13 protein-coding genes are annotated in these 14,887 nt (G+C 65.3%); 9 read left to right on the top strand and 4 right to left on the bottom strand.

Annotated elements, in window-relative coordinates; all coding sequences use genetic code 11:
- Positions 1-555 precede the first annotated feature (555 nt).
- The 4 genes from JV551A3_RS08800 to JV551A3_RS08815 are packed head-to-tail and all read left to right on the top strand — an operon-like array spanning position 556 to position 5,670.
- The gene (locus JV551A3_RS08800) at positions 556-1,038 is read left to right on the top strand and encodes a formate dehydrogenase subunit gamma (RefSeq protein ID WP_133970918.1); all 483 of its coding nucleotides are present in this window, start codon (positions 556-558) and stop codon (positions 1,036-1,038) included.
- On the top strand, positions 1,032-2,591 hold the full coding sequence (locus JV551A3_RS08805) for a formate dehydrogenase beta subunit (protein WP_133970919.1): 1,560 nt from the start codon (positions 1,032-1,034) through the stop codon (positions 2,589-2,591). The genes JV551A3_RS08800 and JV551A3_RS08805 overlap by 7 nt, the downstream gene beginning before the upstream one ends.
- On the top strand, positions 2,588-5,470 hold the full coding sequence (fdhF, locus tag JV551A3_RS08810; protein ID WP_133970921.1) for a formate dehydrogenase subunit alpha: 2,883 nt from the start codon (positions 2,588-2,590) through the stop codon (positions 5,468-5,470). Before JV551A3_RS08805 ends, fdhF begins: the two co-directional genes overlap by 4 nt.
- Positions 5,467-5,670, top strand: a complete 204-nt coding sequence (locus tag JV551A3_RS08815) for a formate dehydrogenase subunit delta (protein WP_133970923.1) — start codon at positions 5,467-5,469, stop codon at positions 5,668-5,670. Before fdhF ends, JV551A3_RS08815 begins: the two co-directional genes overlap by 4 nt.
- Before the next feature lie 142 nt (positions 5,671-5,812).
- Here the strand turns inward: JV551A3_RS08815 and JV551A3_RS08820 are convergent, their stop codons facing one another.
- A complete protein-coding gene (locus JV551A3_RS08820; RefSeq protein WP_133970925.1) occupies positions 5,813-6,676 on the bottom strand; it encodes a universal stress protein in 864 nt (287 codons plus the stop codon).
- A gap of 154 nt (positions 6,677-6,830) precedes the next feature.
- Here JV551A3_RS08820 and JV551A3_RS08825 point away from each other — a divergent pair, with 154 nt between their 5' ends.
- Positions 6,831-7,448 carry a MiaE family protein gene (locus JV551A3_RS08825; RefSeq protein WP_133970926.1) on the top strand — a complete coding sequence of 206 codons (618 nt, stop codon included), beginning with the start codon at positions 6,831-6,833 and terminating at the stop codon, positions 7,446-7,448.
- A 22-nt stretch (positions 7,449-7,470) separates the two neighbouring features.
- On the opposite strand, the gene JV551A3_RS08830 is transcribed toward JV551A3_RS08825, so the two are convergent.
- Positions 7,471-7,791: an ElaB/YgaM/YqjD family protein gene (locus tag JV551A3_RS08830; protein ID WP_133970928.1), complete on the bottom strand. Its 321-nt coding sequence runs from the start codon at positions 7,789-7,791 to the stop codon at positions 7,471-7,473.
- Between the two features lie 129 nt (positions 7,792-7,920).
- On the opposite strand from JV551A3_RS08830, the gene JV551A3_RS08835 reads away from it, so the two are divergent.
- The gene (locus tag JV551A3_RS08835; RefSeq protein WP_025338356.1) at positions 7,921-8,184 is read left to right on the top strand and encodes a hypothetical protein; all 264 of its coding nucleotides are present in this window, start codon (positions 7,921-7,923) and stop codon (positions 8,182-8,184) included.
- 18 nt (positions 8,185-8,202) lie between these two features.
- Here JV551A3_RS08835 and JV551A3_RS08840 read toward each other — a convergent pair whose 3' ends face one another.
- Positions 8,203-8,685, bottom strand: coding sequence for an LEA/WHy family protein (locus tag JV551A3_RS08840; RefSeq protein WP_133970930.1), 483 nt, complete (start codon positions 8,683-8,685; stop codon positions 8,203-8,205).
- A gap of 135 nt (positions 8,686-8,820) precedes the next feature.
- Here JV551A3_RS08840 and JV551A3_RS08845 point away from each other — a divergent pair, with 135 nt between their 5' ends.
- Together JV551A3_RS08845 and JV551A3_RS08850 are read left to right on the top strand one after the other, a co-directional pair.
- Positions 8,821-9,942, top strand: a complete 1,122-nt coding sequence (locus tag JV551A3_RS08845) for a sigma-70 family RNA polymerase sigma factor (protein ID WP_133970932.1) — start codon at positions 8,821-8,823, stop codon at positions 9,940-9,942.
- A gap of 227 nt (positions 9,943-10,169) precedes the next feature.
- Entirely contained in the window at positions 10,170-12,596 is a 2,427-nt protein-coding gene (locus JV551A3_RS08850; protein WP_133970974.1) for a TonB-dependent receptor, read from the top strand.
- 195 nt (positions 12,597-12,791) lie between these two features.
- On the opposite strand, the gene JV551A3_RS08855 is transcribed toward JV551A3_RS08850, so the two are convergent.
- Positions 12,792-13,682 carry a LysR family transcriptional regulator gene (locus JV551A3_RS08855; protein WP_133970934.1) on the bottom strand — a complete coding sequence of 297 codons (891 nt, stop codon included), beginning with the start codon at positions 13,680-13,682 and terminating at the stop codon, positions 12,792-12,794.
- A 102-nt stretch (positions 13,683-13,784) separates the two neighbouring features.
- Between JV551A3_RS08855 and JV551A3_RS08860 the strand changes: the two genes are divergently transcribed.
- Positions 13,785-14,864 (top strand): extracellular solute-binding protein, encoded by a 1,080-nt coding sequence (locus JV551A3_RS08860; protein WP_133970935.1) that lies wholly within the window; start codon positions 13,785-13,787, stop codon positions 14,862-14,864.
- The last annotated feature ends 23 nt before the right edge of the window (positions 14,865-14,887 follow it).

Below are 14,887 nucleotides of genomic sequence, written 5' to 3' on the forward strand. Positions count from 1 at the left end.
GAAGCCGGGCGCAGGGCGGGCTCGGCACCTTGCCTTGGGCTGCCGGAGCACCCCGTGGGAGCGGGCATGCCCGCGAACACCGGCGTAGCCGGTGCCATGCACCGCGTTGGATTCTTCGCGGGCGCGCCCGCTCCCACAGGTATGGCGCATTCCTTGGGCTGCCGGAGCACCCTGTGGGAGCGGCTTTAGCCGCGAACACCGGCGCAGCCGGTGCCATGTACCGCGTTGGATTCTTCGCGGGCGCGCCCGCTCCCACAGGGTACGCGGACCGCTTGCGCATTCAGTTTTCTAAGCCACAGCACAGCAGACTGCATAAGGTCAGAAACAACCCGCGTCGGTTTCAGGATGCGCCTGGTCGTTCGCACGCAATCCCCGGGCGCCACAAGTGCCATGCTTGCAGGATGCCTCGGACCAGTGCGCGCAGACGTGCGGCCGCAGGCAAGGAGGCCGCTGGCACCACGCAACCGTGACGTGGCCGGCGCGCCGCAGCAGAACACGCCGGATACCTGCCCTCACAACAATTCAGGCAGGGTCCGTGATGCCGAGGTCCGCTGTATGCCTGATGAATTGCTCCACCTGCCTGTGATCCACCGCATTCTGGCCCGTGACAAGGATACCCCCGGCGCGCTGTTGCCGATCCTGCATGCCATCCAGCACGACATCGGCTACATCCCCGATGCCGCTGTCGACGAAATTGCCCATGCCCTGAACCTCAGCCTGGCCGAGGTGCGTGGGGTGATCAGCTTCTACCACGATTTCCGCACCACGCCACCGGCGCGCCACACCCTGCGCCTGTGCCGTGCCGAGTCGTGCCAGAGCCGGGGCGCCGAGGCGCTGGCCGCGCAACTGCGCGAACAGCTGGCGCTGGACGACCATGGCACCAGCGCCGACGGCGCCATCAGCCTGCGCCCGGTGTACTGCCTGGGTGCCTGTGCCTGCTCGCCAGCGCTGGAACTGGACGGCCAGGTGCATGCGCGCCTTACCCCTGAGCGCCTGCGCGTGCTGATCAACGCCTGCCAGGAGGACGCAGCATGCTGAAGCTGTATATCCCCTGCGACTCTGTAGCCCGCGCCGTGGGCGCCGACCAGGTCGCCGATGCCTTGCAGCGTGAGGCCGAGCGCCGCCAGCTGCCGCTGGACATCCAGCGCACCAGCTCCCGCGGGCTGTACTGGCTGGAGCCATTGCTGGAATGCGACAGCACGCAAGGGCGCCTGGGTTTCGGCCCGGTCACCCCGGAAGACGTGCCGTCATTGCTCGACGCCCTCGCCAGTGAAGCCGATGGCCACTCGTTGGCGCTGGGGCCGGTCGAGGACCTCCCTTATCTCAAGACCCAGCAGCGCCTGCTGTTCGCCCGCGCCGGCATCACCCGCCCATTGTCGCTGGACGACTACCGCGCCCATGGCGGTTTCGCCGGCCTCGAAGCGGCCGTGGCCATGGACGGCGCCGAGTTGGTCGCCGCCGTGCTCGATTCCGGCTTGCGCGGCCGCGGCGGTGCGGCGTTCCCGGCCGGCATCAAGTGGCGCACCGTGCGTGACGCCGGAGCCGGGCAGAAATACGTGGTATGCAACGCCGACGAGGGTGACTCCGGTACCTTTGCCGACCGCATGCTGATGGAAGGCGACCCGTTCCTGCTGATCGAGGGCATGATCATTGCCGGCCTCGCCGTGGGTGCCGACAAGGGCTACATCTATGTGCGTTCGGAATACCCAGACGCCATCCGGGTGCTCGACCAGGCCTTCGCCATTGCCCGTGACGCCGGCTACCTCGGCAGCGACGTGGCCGGCAGCGGCCAGGCCTTCGACCTGGAAGTGCGGGTCGGCGCCGGCGCCTATATCTGCGGCGAAGAAACCGCGCTGCTCGAATCCATCGAAGGCAAGCGCGGCATCGTCCGTGCCAAGCCTCCGCTGCCTGCGCTGCAGGGCCTGTTCGGTCTGCCGACGCTGGTGCACAACGTGCTCACCCTGGCCTCGGTTCCCATCATCATGGCCAAGGGCGCGGCGTTCTACCGCGACTTCGGCATGGGCCGCTCGCTGGGCACCATGCCGTTCCAGCTGGCCGGCAACATCCGTCAGGGCGGCTTGGTGGAGCGCGCCTTTGGCCTGACCCTGCGTGAGTTGGTGGAAGGCTATGGCGGCGGCACGGCCAGCGGCCGGCCGCTGAAGGCTGCGCAGGTTGGTGGCCCACTGGGTGCCTGGGTACCGCCAAGCCACTTCGACACGCCGCTGGACTATGAAGCCTTCGCCGCCATGGGCGCGATGCTCGGCCATGGTGGTGTGGTAGTGGCCGATGACACCCTGAACATGGCCAGCATGGCGCGTTTCGCCTTGCAGTTCTGTGCCGAGGAGTCCTGTGGCAAATGCACCCCGTGCCGCATCGGCTCGACCCGTGGCATGGAAGTGGTCGACCGGTTGATCGCCACCAGCGACATGACCGAGCGGCATGACCAAGCCCTGTTACTGCGCGACCTGTGCGACACCATGCAATACGGCTCGCTGTGCGCCATGGGCGGCATGACCGCCTATCCGGTGGCCAGCGCGTTGAAGTACTTCCCCGCCGATTTCGGGCTGACCCACACGGAGGCCGCGCAGTGATCAATTTCTTCGACCCCGCTTCTGATAAAAGCAGCGACCTCGGCACCCCGGCCCGTGACAGCGAGGTACAGGTCAGCCTGAGCATCGATGGCCGTGCCATCACTGTGCCCGCCGGTACCTCGGTGATGCGCGCCGCGGCCATGCTCGGCACCAGCATCCCCAAACTGTGCGCCACCGACAGCCTCGAAGCCTTCGGCTCTTGCCGCATGTGCATGGTGGAAATCGAAGGCATGCGCGGTTACCCGGCCTCCTGCACCACCCCGGTCAGCGAAGGCATGGTGGTGCGCACCGAAACCCCGCGCCTGGCCGGTTTGCGCCGCAACGTAATGGAGCTGTATATCTCCGACCACCCGCTGGACTGCCTGACCTGTTCGGCCAACGGCAACTGCGAGCTGCAGACCGTGGCCGGCCAGGTGGGCCTGCGCGAGGTTCGCTACGGCTATGACGGTGCCAACCACCTGGCCGAGAAGAAGGACGTATCCAACCCGTATTTCGACTACGAGCCAAGCAAGTGCATCGTCTGCAGCCGCTGCGTGCGTGCCTGCGAGGACATCCAGGGCACCTTCGCCCTGACCATCACCGGGCGCGGCTTCGAATCACGGGTGGCGGCGGCGGGTGGGGAAAACTTCCTCGCCTCCGAGTGCGTGTCGTGCGGCGCCTGCGTGCAGGCCTGCCCGACCGCGACTCTGACGGAAAAGAGCCTGGTGCAGCTGGGCCAACCCGAGCGTGCGGTCATCACCACCTGCGCCTACTGCGGTGTCGGCTGCTCGTTCCGTGCCGAAATGAAGGGCGACCAGCTGGTGCGCATGGTCCCGGACAAGAACGGCGGCGCCAACCACGGCCATGCCTGCGTCAAGGGCCGCTTCGCCTGGGGCTACGCCACCCACCCGGACCGCATCACCAAGCCGATGATCCGCAAGCGCCTGGAAGACCCGTGGCAGGAAGTCAGCTGGGACGAGGCGGTAACCTATGCCGCCAGCGAGTTCCGCCGCATCCAGCTGAAGTACGGGCGTGATTCGATCGGCGGCATCACCTCCAGCCGCTGCACCAACGAAGAAGCGTACCTGGTGCAGAAACTGGTGCGCACGGCGTTCGGCAACAACAACGTCGACACCTGCGCGCGGGTTTGTCACTCGCCCACCGGCTATGGCCTGAAGCAGACCCTGGGTGAATCGGCTGGTACGCAGAGCTTCGACTCGGTGATGCAGGCCGATGTGGTGCTGGTGATCGGTGCCAACCCCACCGACGCCCACCCGGTGTTCGGCTCGCAGCTCAAGCGCCGCCTGCGCCAGGGCGCGCGGCTGATCGTGATCGACCCCCGCCGGATCGACCTGGTCGACTCGCCGCACGCCCGCGCGGAGCTGCACCTGCAACTGCGCCCGGGCACCAACGTGGCCATGCTCAACGCCCTGGCCCATGTGATCGTGACCGAGGGCCTGCTGGCCCAGCGCTTCATCGATGACCGCTGCGAAACCGAGGATTTCGCCCGCTGGCGCGACTTTGTCAGCCTGGCGGAAAACGCCCCCGAAGTGCTCGGCCCGGTCTGCGGCGTACCCGCCGAGCAGATCCGCGCGGCCGCCCGCCTTTACGCCACCGGTGGCAACGCGGCCATCTACTACGGCCTGGGCGTGACCGAACACAGCCAGGGCAGCACGGCGGTAATGGGCATCGCCAACCTGGCCATGGCCACCGGCAACATTGGCCGTGAAGGGGTAGGGGTGAACCCGCTGCGCGGGCAGAACAACGTGCAGGGCTCGTGCGACATGGGCTCGTTCCCTCACGAACTGCCTGGCTACCGGCACATTTCCAACGAAGGCGTGCGTGCCGAGTTCGAGCGTGCCTGGGGCGTGACCCTGCAGCCCGACCCGGGCCTGCGCATCCCCAACATGTTCGAGGCGGCGCTGGATGGCAGCTTCAAGGCCTTGTACTGCCAGGGCGAGGACATTGCCCAGAGCGACCCCAACACCCAGCACGTCACCGCGGCCCTGCTGGCCATGGAGTGCGTGGTGGTGCAGGACATCTTCCTCAACGAAACAGCCAAGTTCGCCCATGTGTTCCTGCCGGGCAGCTCGTTCCTCGAAAAAGATGGCACCTTCACCAACGCCGAGCGGCGCATTTCGCGGGTGCGCAAAGTCATGGAGCCGCTGGCCGGCAAGGCCGACTGGGAGGCGACCGTGGCCCTGGCCAATGCCCTGGGTTACCCGATGAACTACCGCCACCCGTCCGAGATCATGGACGAGATCGCCCGACTGACGCCTACCTTCCACCGTGTCAGCTACGCCGAGATCGACCGCCACGGCAGCCTGCAGTGGCCGTGCAACGACGCAGCGCCGGATGGCACGCCGACCATGCACATCGACCAGTTCGTACGTGGCAAGGGGCGCTTCATGCTCACTGGCTACGTGCCCACCGAGGAGAAGGTCAACAACCGCTTCCCGCTGCTGCTGACCACCGGGCGCATCCTCAGCCAGTACAACGTCGGCGCCCAGACCCGGCGTACCGGCAACGTTGCCTGGCATGACGCCGACCGCCTGGAAATTCACCCGACCGATGCCGAGAGCCGTGGCATCCAGGACGGCGACTGGGTCGGTATCGGCAGCCGCGCCGGGCAGACGGTGCTGCGCGCCAAGGTCAGTGCACGGGTGGCGCCGGGGGTGGTGTACACCACGTTCCACTTCCCCGAGTCGGGGGCCAACGTGATTACCACCGACAATTCCGACTGGGCCACCAACTGCCCGGAGTACAAGGTGACGGCGGTGGAGGTGGTGAAAGTGTTCCAGCCTTCGCAGTGGCAGAAGCGCTATCAGGACTTCAGTGACGAGCAGCAGCGCTTGCTGAAGGAGCGCCGTATTGCGGAAAAAGCCGAGGTGCGTCGATGAGCAGTGAGAGCCTGGTCAAGATGGCCAACCAGATTGCCCATTACTTCGACAGCGAGCCAGACCGGGCGCTGGCGGTGCAAGGGGTACGCCAGCATCTGCAGAGCTTCTGGACGCCGGCGATGCGCAGGCAGCTGGCGGAATGGATCGAGGCCAATGCAGGGGAGGGGCTGGACCCGAAGGTCCAGGAGGCGTTGGCCTAGATTTTTCTTGTAAGAAATCTCTGTGGGAGCGGGTTTACCCGCGAATGCGTCGTTGGACTCACCGCCGCTTTCGCGGGTAAACCCGCTCCCACAGGGGCCCTGCCATTTCAAGGAATCATGTGTCCTCCTGAGGAAGGCAAACTCAGCCGCGGGCCAGTTCCGCCTGGTGGGCAATTGCCTCCTCGCTTTTGAGCACCAGCACATCCCCCTCCAGCGCATCCAGCACCACCTCCGAGGTATTACCAATCAATGCCCCGGAAATCCCCGTGCGGCACACCGTGCCGATCACCGTCACTACCGCATCCAGCTTCTTCTCGGTATGCGGAATCAGCACATCTGCCGGCCCTTCGGCCACATGCAGGCGGTCTTCGCTGATGTCGTACTCTGCCTGGAACGCCTTGCAAGCCTCGCGGTAGCGCTTTTCGATGGTTTCGCTCAGCTGGTACACCGGGTCCGATGCCGAGAGCATCGGCGACGGATGGGCGCTGATAACGTGCAACTCACCCTTGGCCAGTTTGGCAATCTCGAAACCATGGTCGATGATGCTGGCATGCAGGCGGCGGTGGTCCTCGTCCTGGTTGCCCACATCCACCGCGGCCAGGACCTTGCCGCCGGTCCACGGCCGCTCGCTCTTGACCATCAGCACGGCACACGGGCACTGGCGCAGCAGCTTATAGTCGCTGGGGGTGAGCAGGGCCTTTTTCAGTGGGTTGTCCGGGCGGTGTTCCTTGATCACCAGCTCGCAGCCCTCGGCCTGCTGCACGTAGATGATGGTGTCGTGCAGGTTGTCGCGCCAAGCCTCTTCATGGGTGACGTTGTCATACCCGTCATCATGCAGCTGGCTGCTCAGCAGGCTCAGCAGCGCGCTGTGGTCATGCCGTTTGTCGCACATCAGCAGGTGCAGGCGGGCGCCGGTGAGGCCGGCGATCAGCTTGGCCCGGGTCAGCGCCCGGCTGTGGGCGTGCTCGGGGTCGAGGACGACGAGGATGCTGCGGACGGCTTGCATGGGCGTTAACTCCCTTCAAAGGTGGCGACCAATGCCTGACTATAGTCGGCGCTTCCCCCGCTGGCGCTTGATGTACATCAAGCATAGTCACTGGCGCCGCCCGCCGCCGCCGGTATAATCGCCGGCCCTGCCTGTCCTGTGTGGTTGCACGCTCATGTCCCTGATCCCCGAAATCGACGCCTTTCTTGGTTGCCCGACACCAGACGCCTGGATCGAAGCGGCGCTCGCCGACCAGGAAACCCTGCTGATTGACCACAAGAACTGCGAATTCAAGGCTGCCAGCACCGCCCTGAGCCTGATCGCCAAGTACAACACCCACCTCGACCTGATCAACATGATGTCGCGCCTTGCCCGCGAGGAGCTGGTGCACCACGAGCAGGTGCTGCGCCTGATGAAGCGTCGTGGCGTGCCGCTGCGCCCGGTGTCGGCGGGGCGTTATGCGTCGGGGCTGCGGCGGCTGGTGCGCGCCCACGAGCCGGTCAAGCTGGTGGATACGCTGGTGGTGGGGGCGTTCATCGAGGCGCGCAGCTGCGAGCGCTTTGCCGCGCTGGTACCGCACCTGGACGAGGAGCTGGGCCGCTTCTACCACGGCCTGCTGAAGAGCGAAGCGCGCCACTACCAGGGTTACCTGAAACTGGCGCACAACTACGGTGAAGAGGCCGATATCGCCCACCGGGTGGAACTGGTGCGCGCAGCAGAGGTGGAACTGATCCAGTCACCGGACCAGGAGCTGCGCTTCCACAGCGGTATCCCGATGGCGCAGGCCGCCTGACTAGCGCCAGGCGGCCCAGGTGTCAGTGACGGCGGCCCAGCAGCAGGCCGACCACCAGCCCGAGGCCTGCGGAAATGGCCACGGTCTGCCACGGGTGGCCACCGATGTAGTCCTGGGTAGCGTCCATCACCGGTTGCGCCTTGCTGCGCACCTTGTCGGCGGCCTGGCGCGCCTGGCGTAGCTTGAGGCTCACCTGCGCGCGCAGGGTTTCCGCCTCGTCACCCACCAGGGCGGCGCTGTCGTTCAGCAGCTTTTCCGATTCTTCGATCAGCGCCTGCAGTTCGCTGAATACCTGGTCCTTGATCTGATCGCTGTCGGCCAGCGCGGCGTTTTTCCGGGCCATGAACTCGTCCTCGTCGATGGTGTGGCTTGAACAATGGATGCCGACGCGTCGGGAAAGTTGCGGCGGCTTTGGGCTGTTGCAATACCTGGGTGTAAGATAGCGGCCATTTTCAAACTTGCAGGTACCTTCATGAGTTTCAATCTGGCCAACATGAGCTTCGAGGAACGGGCGCAGATCGAGGCAGAGAAGGCCCGGCTGTTCGAACTGTGGCAGAACAACCTGGGCAAGGCCAAGGGCGAAGCGGCGCGGCTGATCGCCGAAAAACCACGGCGCAAAGGCAAATGGGCCGAGTGGGTGCGTGCCGAGCTGGATGGCATGTCGCCGCCCGAATACGCCAACATGGTGCGCAGCGAAGTCAACAAGCTGATGGCCGCAGCCAGCGCCAACCGCTGATCTCACTCTGCCGGGCGCTTACCAGTAGACGCCCTTGGGCAGGTCCAGCTTGCCCTCGTCGGTAAAGCGCACGGTCCCCAGCAGCCCGCCGGCCAGCTTGCCGCGCAGCACATAGGGCAGGCCCTGCAACGAGCCCGCCTGGCCCAGCCCATAGGCCTGGCGCAGGAAGGAAAACGCCGTGATGCTCACTGGCACCACGACCACTGCCTCGCCATAACGGCCGATGTGCCCCTGCTGGTCGCTGACCCCGGCAGCCAGAGGCTGGCCGTTCACTTCCAGGTTGAGGGCGATGCCGTTGTAGTCGATCGGCGCCTCGTTGGGGTTTTGTACCCGCATCTTCACCGCCATGCGCAGTTCCAGCTCCTGCCCGGGCAGCGGCTCGATACCGATCACGCTGATATTGACCGGGTCGCGGGCCTGGAACAGCGCACAGCCCCCCAGGCCGAAGGCCAGCAGCAGGACCAGAAACAGGCGGGCGTAGCGGTGCAGACGGGCAGCCATGGGGAGCGACCTTGCAAGTTTGGGCGAATGGGCAGTGTGGCAAATACGCGTCGGCGTTGAAAGTCTCCTTCCAGATGAAAGATACTGTTTCTCATTAACGCCCGATAACTTCTCCTACTGGCCGTTCCCAAACCCATGCTGACCCCTACCGCGCCGGGCTTGCTGGCAAGTTTCCAGGAGCACTACGACGACCTGCTGCAGTTCCTGACCCGGCGCATGAGCGACCGCCAGCGCGCTGCCGACGTCGCGCAGGAAACCTACCTCAGGCTGGTGAGCATCGACCAGCAGGCGGTGCCGGTGTTGCACGCGCGCAGTTTCATCTTCCGTGTGGCCGGCAACCTGGCGATCGATGCCTTGCGCCGCGAGCAGCGCATTGCCGCTAGCCACGACGACAGCGAGCGGGCAGGTGAGGTCGCCTGCCCGGCACCGGCCCCCGAGGCGGCCTTGCTGGCCCGGGAGCGCTTGCAGATCCTCGACCAGGCGCTGCTGCAGCTGTCCGACAATGCCCGCCAGGCACTGTTGCTCAACCGCGTCGACGGCCTGACCCAGGCGCAGATCGCGCAACGCCTGGGGGTTTCCGAAAGCATGGTGGCAAAATACATCGGCCAGGCCCTGCGCCATTGCCGTAACTGGCTGAAACAGGCTGGGGTGGCGGCTGCACTGGTGTTGGCCGTTGCGGTGGCGGGTTGGCAGCAGGCGCCAATGCTGCTGGCGGATTACTACACCGGAGTGGGTGAGCGACAGGTGATAACCCTGGCCGATGGCACCCGGGTGACGCTGAACAGTGCCAGTGCCCTGAGCGTGGAGTTCAGCGACGATGAGCGGCGGGTGGTGCTGGAGGCTGGTGAGGCCTTGTTCGAGACCTCCGATGATTCACGGCCCTTTGTGGTCGATACGGCTGGTGAGCGGGTGCAGGGGAGCGCGGCCACCTTCAGCGTGCGTCGCGATGGCAGCGTGGTATTGGCTCGTGGCGAAGCCAAGGTTGGCGCGCATGAACTGGCAATAACGGCCGATGCCGGCACGCAGATGGCCTGGCAGCGCGGCAAGCTGATCTTCAACGGCAAGCCGCTGGGGCAGGTGCTGGCGGAGCTGGAGCGTTATCGGTATGGGCGGATCGTGCTGTCGGATGGCAAGCTGGCGGCGATGGAGGTGAGCGGGGTGTTCGACCTCGATGAACCTGAGGCCCTGTTGCGCACCCTTGAGCAGCGCTATGGGCTGAAAGTGACCTACCTGCCGTGGTTGGCCGTGGTTCATTGATTCGCCTGTGCCGGCCTCTTCGCGGCTGAAGCCGCTCCTACAGGTACTGCACAGGTCTGGAAGGCTGTGGGGATCCCTGTGGGAGCGGCTTCAGCCGCGAAGAGGCCGGCACAGGAAAAATTTTTTTATCTTGCACTGCAAGTTCCTGCCAGCCAGATCGTCGTAGTGGGACTGATCAGCAACCAATTCTCATTTACGACTTGTCAGGAAGCTCATTCGTGCCTCTGATGCTCAAGCCTTTGCACCGCCGCCGCGGTCCGCTTCACCATGCCCTGATGTCCTGCAGTGCCCTGGCCATGCTGGTCGGTCCGCTGCAGGCGTTGGCCTCGACCGCCACCGAACAGGCCCAGACCCAGGCCCGCCAGGTCCAGCTCGACCTGCCGGCCCAGCCGCTGGACCAGGCCCTGACCACGTTCGCCGACCAGGCCGGCCTGCACCTGCTGTACACCACCGGCGATGTCGCCGGCCAAGCCAGCCCGGCCTTGCAAGGCAGCTACAGCATCGAGCAGGCCCTGCAACAGTTGCTGGCCGGCAGCGGCATGAGCTGGCAATTCAGCGATGCCCGCACGGTAACCCTGCGCAAGGTCGACCCCGCGCCGCAGGCGGTCAACCTCAAGCCGATCGAGGTCAGCGTGGCCTCGCGCACCAGCACCGCGATCAGCGAAATCCCCGGCACCGTGTGGGTGGTCGACCAGCAACAGCTGCGCGAGCAGATCGACAGCGGCGTCAGCCTGAAGGAAGCCATCGGCAAGCTGGTGCCAGGCCTCGACCTGGCGCCGGAAGGGCGCACCAACTACGGCCAGAACATGCGCGGGCGCAACGTGCTGGTGATGATCGACGGGGTCAGCCAGAACAGCTCGCGCGGCCTGTCACGCCAGTTCGACAGCATTTCGCCGTTCAACGTCGAACGCGTCGAAGTGCTGTCTGGCGCCAGTGCCATCTACGGTGGCGGCGCCACCGGCGGCATCATCAACATCGTGACCAAAAAGGGCGAACCCGGCCCGGCGCGCTTCGAGACCCAGCTCGGTGCCAGCAGCGGCTTCAACAACAGCGACGACCTGGCCACCCGCTTCGCCCAGTCGATCAGTGGTGGCAACGAGCGGTTCAACGCCCGGCTGGGGGTTTCCGGCGAGCAGAACGAAGCCTTCTACGACGGCGCCGGCGACCAGATCTTCATCGACAATACCCAGACCGACCTGCAGTACAACCGCACCATCGACGTGCTCGGCACCTTGGGGATGCAACTGAACGACCAGCAGAGCCTGGACCTGTTGGCCCAGTACTATGACTCGGGCAACCACGGCAGCACTGGCATCTACTTCCCCAACCTGAAATACAACGCTCCATCCGACCTGGAAGATGCCGAACTGCGCAGTGGCTACTCGTCGGACCTGGAGCCGCGCACCCGGCGCCTGCTGCTGAACGCCAACTACCACCACACCGACGTGCTGGGCCAGGATTTCTACCTGCAGGCTTCGTATCGCAAGGAAGACGACAATTTCTACCCGTTCCCGTACTACAACCGCGCCACGCCCACCGGCTCGCGCGGGGTGTACTTCGCCGCCTCGCAGCAGAATTTCGAAGTCACCAGCCTCAAGGGCCTGTTCGCCAAGCAGTGGGACGCGCTGAAGCTGACCTACGGCGTCGACCTGGACCGCGAGCGCTTCAACGCCGAGCAGACCACTTTCAATGCCCAGACCTCGTCCGAGTCGGGTGGCCTGGAGCTGGAAAAGGACAGCAAGGCCGCACGCTACCCCAGCTACCGGGTCGATGGCGTGTCGGTGTACGCCCAGCTGGACTGGCATGCCACCGATAACCTGACCCTGTCCGGCGGCGCCCGGCGCCAGCAGATGGATGTGGACGTCAGCGACTTCAAGGGCGTGCCGGGCGGTAGCAACGATTACCAGGTCAACCTGTTCAACGTCGGTGCCATCTACGACTTCAAGAATGGCCACCAGGTATGGACCAACTACGGCGAAGGCTTCGACCTGCCTGATCCGGCCAAGTACTACGGCAAGCCCGGGCTGAGCGTGGCCGACAACCCGCTGGCCGGCATCAAGAGCCGCCAGGTGGAACTGGGCTGGCGCTATGCCGACCTGGACTGGGATGCCCAGGCGGCGCTGTACTACATCTGGTCGGACAAGATCATCAACGTCGACTCGCAGACGTTGACCATCAATGTGGAAGATCAGAAGAGCCGTGACTTCGGTTTCGAAGGCGCGCTGACCCGGCACTTCCAGACGGGTTGGGAAGCCGGTGGCACCCTGCACCTGACCCGCTCCGAGGAAGAAGATGCCGATGGCGGCTGGATCAAGCGCGATGCCCGCTATGCCTCGTTGTCCAAGGCTACCGCGTTCGTCGGCTGGAAGGGCGATGGCCGCAGTGCACGGCTGCAGGCCAACCATGCCTTCAGCCTGAAGGACGATGCCGACCACGAGATCGACGGCTACACCACCTTCGACCTGCTGGGCAGCCAGGACACCGGCTTCGGTACGTTCAGCGCCGGCATCCAGAACCTGCTGGACAAGCAGTACAGCACGGTCTGGGGGCAGCGTGCGACGCTGTTCTACTCGCCGACCTACGGGCCGGCGTATCTGTATGACTACCAGGGGCGCGGGCGTACCTACACCCTGACCTGGAGCATGGCTTACTGACCCTGCGCGGTTCTGTAGGAGCGGCCTTGTGTCGCGAAAGGGCCGCAAAGCGGCCCCGGCAATATGTGCTGCGCAGCTGAAATCCTGGGGGCGCTTCGCACCCCTTTCGCGACACAAGGCCGCTCCTACAGAGACCGCACAGCCTGAGGAAGTCTCGGTCCCTGTGGGAGCGGGTTTACCCGCGAAGGGGCCCGGTCAGGCAAACGCCGCCCGTAAATCCTGCGCAAACGCCTGCTGTGCCTCGCCAACCGCCTGCGCCCGGTGCCTGGCCAGGGTAAACGGCACCATAAAGTCCAGCCCCGGGTCCAGCGCCCACAGCAGCCCCTCAGCCTCCCACGCTTGCGCGCAGTGCCACGGCAAATAGCCAATATGCCGCCCCGACAGAATGAAGGTCAGCACGCTCTCGATCTGCTCCGCCACCGCCATGCTGCGCTGGCTCTGGAACGGCTCGCCGCCCTTCAAAAACCGGTACGGATGGCGCACCTGGTCCATCGCCAACAACCGCTCCCGCCCAACGCCTGCCTCACCGAACAGCTCATGCCCCTTGCCGCAATACAGCCGTTGCCGTTCCTCGAACAGCGGCTGGTAATCGAAGGCTGCCTGGTTGCCGGAAAAGTAGCTGATGGCGTAATCCAACCGCTGCTCCAGCAACAACCGCTCCAGCTCCGCCGGCGGCGCACTGATCAGCTCCAACTGCACCGCCTCCTCGCGCCTGCGAAACGCCGCAATGGTCGCCGCCAGCTTCAGGCTTACCGCCTTGTCCTGGTTCTCCGCCATGCCTAGGCGCACGGTCCCCAGCAGCCGCCCGGCAACGCCATTGGCCTGCTGGCGAAACTGTTCGATGTTCAGCAATAACCCGCGAGCGGCGTCCAGCAACAACGTGCCTTTTTCCGTCAGGTGAAAACCGCCCTTGCCGCGGCTGCACAGGCGGTAACCCAGCCGCGCTTCCAGCTGAGCCATGCGCTGGCTGATGGTGGGCTGGCTCAGGCCCAGCACGCCTTGCGCGGCGCTGAAGCCACCGGCCTCGACTACAGTGACGAACAGCCGCAGCAGGTGCAGGTCGGGGTCGTGCACTTGTCCAAGCATTACATTGCTCCTGGTGAATGTCAGCTTTGCAAACTTGCCATTTCTGCAATGTAACCCGGCTGGCATGCTCGCGGCATCCACCCATTTGCCGAGGTGTCCGCCATGCGTCGATCGTTGTGCCTGCTATCCCTGGTCCTGGCCTTGCCGCTGCAGGCCGAAGAAAAGGTCGTCAACCTCTACAGCTGGGCCGACTATGTCGCCCCGCAAACCCTCCAGCGCTTCGAGCAGGAAACCGGCTACAAGGTGCGCTACGACACCTTCGACACCACCGAAGTGCTGGAAACCAAGTTGCTGACCGGTGGCAGCGGCTATGACGTGGTGGTGCCGTCGTCGGCGGTGCTGGCCCGGGCGCTCAAGGCCAACGCCCTGCAGCCGCTCGACGCCCAGGCCATGCCCGGCTTTGCCAACCTCGACAAGGACCTGCTGGCCAAGCTCGCCGAGGCCGACCCCGGCAACCGCCATGCCGTGCCCTACACCTGGGGCACCTTGGGCCTGGGGGTGAATGTGGAGGCTGTGCGCCAACGCCTGGGGGATGTGCCGCTGGACAGCCTCGACCTGCTGTTCAAGCCCGAGTACGCCAGCCGGCTGAAGGACTGCGGCATTGCCATGCCCGACTCGCCCCAGGAGGTGATCGGCGTGGCCCTGAACTACCTGGGCAAGGACCCTTACAGCCAAAACAAGGACGACCTGGCCGCTGCGCAGCACCTGCTGAGCCAGCTGCAGCCGTCGATCAGCTACGTCGCCAATGGCCGGCAAATCAGCGACCTGGCAAACGGTAGCGTGTGCCTGGCACTGACCTACAACGGCGATGCGGCGATGGCCGCCGACCAGGCGCGCCGTGCCGGCAAACCGTTCGAGCTGATCTACCGCATCCCCCGCGAAGGCACGCTGGTGTGGCAGGACAACCTGGTCATTCCCAAGGACGCCCCGCACCCCGAGGCCGCGCGGGCGTTCATCGCCTTCATGCTCAAGCCCGAGTCGGTGGCCGCGCTGACCAACACGCTGTTCTTCGCCAACGCCAACCAGGCGGCCACGCCGCTGGTGGACGAAGCAGTACGCAACGACCCGGACATCTACCCGTCGGCCGCAGTACGCCAGCGCCTGTATGCCGACCGCAGCATGGCCCTGGCCGACCTGCGCCAGCGCAACCGCTTGTGGACTGCATTCCGCAGCCGCCAGTAACCAATAACGACAAAGGAGCCCGA

The organism is Pseudomonas inefficax, from assembly GCF_900277125.1.
GTDB lineage: Bacteria > Pseudomonadota > Gammaproteobacteria > Pseudomonadales > Pseudomonadaceae > Aquipseudomonas > Aquipseudomonas inefficax.

Coding starts and splice junctions, on each gene's coding strand:
- JV551A3_RS08800 (WP_133970918.1), top strand. CDS start 556: ATGCCTGATGAATTGCTCCACCTGCCTGTGATCCACCGCATTCTGGCC.
- JV551A3_RS08805 (WP_133970919.1), top strand. CDS start 1,032: ATGCTGAAGCTGTATATCCCCTGCGACTCTGTAGCCCGCGCCGTGGGC.
- JV551A3_RS08815 (WP_133970923.1), top strand. CDS start 5,467: ATGAGCAGTGAGAGCCTGGTCAAGATGGCCAACCAGATTGCCCATTAC.
- JV551A3_RS08820 (WP_133970925.1), bottom strand. CDS start 6,676: ATGCAAGCCGTCCGCAGCATCCTCGTCGTCCTCGACCCCGAGCACGCC.
- JV551A3_RS08825 (WP_133970926.1), top strand. CDS start 6,831: ATGTCCCTGATCCCCGAAATCGACGCCTTTCTTGGTTGCCCGACACCA.
- JV551A3_RS08830 (WP_133970928.1), bottom strand. CDS start 7,791: ATGGCCCGGAAAAACGCCGCGCTGGCCGACAGCGATCAGATCAAGGAC.
- JV551A3_RS08835 (WP_025338356.1), top strand. CDS start 7,921: ATGAGTTTCAATCTGGCCAACATGAGCTTCGAGGAACGGGCGCAGATC.
- JV551A3_RS08840 (WP_133970930.1), bottom strand. CDS start 8,685: ATGGCTGCCCGTCTGCACCGCTACGCCCGCCTGTTTCTGGTCCTGCTG.
- JV551A3_RS08845 (WP_133970932.1), top strand. CDS start 8,821: ATGCTGACCCCTACCGCGCCGGGCTTGCTGGCAAGTTTCCAGGAGCAC.
- JV551A3_RS08850 (WP_133970974.1), top strand. CDS start 10,170: ATGCTCAAGCCTTTGCACCGCCGCCGCGGTCCGCTTCACCATGCCCTG.
- JV551A3_RS08855 (WP_133970934.1), bottom strand. CDS start 13,682: ATGCTTGGACAAGTGCACGACCCCGACCTGCACCTGCTGCGGCTGTTC.
- JV551A3_RS08860 (WP_133970935.1), top strand. CDS start 13,785: ATGCGTCGATCGTTGTGCCTGCTATCCCTGGTCCTGGCCTTGCCGCTG.